2 protein-coding genes and 1 tRNA gene are annotated in these 2819 nt (G+C 68.5%); 1 reads left to right on the top strand and 2 read right to left on the bottom strand.

Annotated features, from left to right (window positions below; genetic code table 11):
• Positions 1–496: zinc ribbon domain-containing protein (locus EIO58_RS15585; RefSeq protein WP_127820276.1), on the bottom strand; the 496-nt coding region annotated here is incomplete at its 3' end.
• A 65-nt stretch (positions 497–561) separates the two neighbouring features.
• Positions 562–634 (bottom strand) — tRNA-Val (locus EIO58_RS15580).
• Positions 635–776: 142 nt separating this feature from the next.
• On the opposite strand from EIO58_RS15580, the gene aceE reads away from it, so the two are divergent.
• Positions 777–2819: pyruvate dehydrogenase (acetyl-transferring), homodimeric type (gene aceE / locus EIO58_RS15575; protein WP_127820275.1), on the top strand; the 2043-nt coding region annotated here is incomplete at its 3' end.

Here is a 2819-nt window from a genome sequence, read left to right as displayed (position 1 = left end):
TGGCGGCGTCGAGGGCCGCCGTCGCCTCGGCGACCGCGCGCTTGCCCTCGGCGCTGAGCTCGGTGCCTTCGGCGTTCGTCGCCGCGATGAGCGCCTCCTGCGTGGCCACGGCGGCCTCGGCCGCTTCGAGACGCTCCATCACGGCCAGCTCCGCGTCCTCCAGATCGCTCTTGCGCCGCGCGAGGGCGGCCAGCTCGCTCTCGAGCCCCTGCGCCTCCTTCGAGTTGGTCGACGCCGCGAGGCGCTCGGCGTCCCGGGCGACGCGCGCGTCGACCACGACGACATCGGACTCGACGCGCGACAACTCCGCGCGCAGATCGTCGCGCACACCCAGGCGCGTCGACAGCTCGCGCGAGAGCTCCTGCCGCCGGGCCAGCAGCTCCTGAACGCGGCTCGCCTGCGGCGGGTTCTTGCGGGCGTTGTCGGCCTGACGGATCCGGGCGTCGAGCTGGGCGACCTCGACGAGGCGGCGCTGGTCTGCGGGGCTGGCGTTCACGCATACAACCTACCGCGCATCCCCTCTGCCGCCGTCGGGCGGAAGGGGGCAAGGGAGTGCCCGTGTGGGCCCTGCCGGGATCGAACCGACGACATCCACGGTGTAAACGTGGCGCTCTACCAGCTGAGCTAAAGGCCCGTGCCGCCAGTCTACGAGGTGCGTCCGCAGCGTCTCGAACTCGCTAGGCTGGAAGATGGTGCGTTTGTGCGAGGCTGACAATGCCCGCACCGCTCCGGCAGCGATTCCCTGGCACGATCTGCCAGACGACGAAAGGTCTTCTGTGACTGTCAACGATCAGGATCCGTACTCGCAGGACCCCCTCGACAGCGATCCCGACGAGACCGCCGAGTGGCAGGAGTCCCTGCAGCAGCTCGTGCAGGCCAAGGGCCACGGTCGCGGCCGAGAGATCATGCTGAGCCTTCTGCAGACCTCGCACGAGCTGCAGCTCAATGTGCCGCAGGTTCCGACCACGGACTACATCAACACCATCGCACCCGACAACGAGCCCGAGTTCCCCGGTGACGAGGAGCTCGAGCGGCGCTACCGCCGCTGGATCCGCTGGAACGCCGCCATCACGGTGCACCGTGCCCAGCGCCCGGGCATCGGCGTCGGCGGCCACATCTCGACCTACGCGTCGTCCGCCTCGCTGTACGAAGTCGGCTTCAACCATTTCTTCCGCGGGCTCGACGACCCCGCCGGCGGCGATCAGATCTTCATCCAGGGCCACGCCTCCCCCGGCACCTACGCCCGGTCCTTCCTCGAGGGCCGCCTCAGCGAGGCGCAGCTCGACGGCTTCCGCCAGGAGAAGTCCAAGGCGCCGGAGGGCCTGCCGTCGTATCCGCACCCCCGTCTGATGCCCGACTACTGGCAGTTCCCGACGGTCTCGATGGGCCTCGGTCCGATCAACGCCATCTACCAGGCGATGACGAACAAGTACCTCACCAATCGCGGCATCAAAGACCTCTCCGACTCGCGCGTGTGGGCTTTTCTCGGCGACGGCGAGATGGACGAGGTGGAGAGCCGCGGCCAGCTGCAGGTCGCGGCGAACGAGGGCCTGGACAACCTGACCTTCGTCGTCAACTGCAACCTCCAGCGGCTCGACGGCCCGGTGCGCGGCAACGGGAAGATCATCCAGGAGCTCGAGAGCTTCTTCCGCGGTGCCGGCTGGAACGTCATCAAGGTGGTGTGGGGCTCCGGCTGGGACGAGCTGCTGGCGAAGGACGTCGACGGCGCCCTCGTCCACCTCATGAACACGACCCCCGACGGCGACTTCCAGACCTACCGCGCCGAGGACGGCGCGTTCATCCGCGAGCACTTCTTCGGCCGCGACGAGCGCACCGCCGCCCTCGTCAAGGACTGGTCCGACGAGGACATCTGGGGCAACCTCCGCCGCGGCGGGCTGGACTACCGCAAGGTCTACGCCGCCTACAAGGCCGCCACCGAGCACAAGGGCCAGCCGACGGTCATCCTCGCGAAGACCATCAAGGGCTACGGTCTCGGGCATCACTTCGAGGGCCGCAACGCGACCCACCAGATGAAGAAGATGACCCTCCAGGACCTCAAGTACTTCCGTGACTCGATGCGCATCCCCATCTCGGACGCGCAGCTCGAAGAGAACCCCTACCTGCCGCCGTACTACAACCCCGGCCCGCAGGAGGAGACGATCCAGTACATGCTGGAGCGCCGCCGCGCGCTGGGAGGCTTCCTGCCCGAGCGCCGCACGCACCACGTCGGCCTGCAGCTTCCCGGCGACGAGGCGTACGCCCTGCCCAAGAAGGGCTCGGGCACGCAGGAGATCGCCACGACCATGGCGTTCGTGCGACTGCTGAAGGACCTCCTCCGGGCGAAGGACTTCGGTCACCGGATCGTGCCGATCATCCCCGATGAGGCGCGCACGTTCGGCATGGACGCGTACTTCCCGACGGCCAAGATCTACAACCCGCACGGTCAGAACTACACCTCGGTCGACCGCGAGCTGCTCCTGGCCTACAAGGAGAGCCCGCAGGGCCAGATCATGCACGTCGGCATCAACGAGGCCGGGGCGGTGGCAGCGTTCACCGCAACCGGCACCTCGTACTCGACGCACGGCGAGCCGCTCATCCCGGTCTACGTCTTCTACTCGATGTTCGGGTTCCAGCGCACCGGCGACGCCCAGTGGGCTGCCGGCGACCAGATGGCGCGGGGCTTCATCATCGGCGCGACCGCGGGCCGCACGACCCTGACGGGCGAGGGCCTCCAGCACGCCGACGGGCACTCGCAGCTCCTCGCGTCGACGAACCCCGCCACCGTCTCGTACGACCCGGCGTACGGCTACGAGATCGCC

Source organism: Microbacterium sp. CPCC 204701 (genome assembly GCF_004010105.1).
GTDB lineage: Bacteria > Actinomycetota > Actinomycetes > Actinomycetales > Microbacteriaceae > Microbacterium.
The sequence above is the reverse complement of the archived record's forward strand: the minus strand, read 5'-3'. Positions and strand labels throughout refer to the sequence as shown.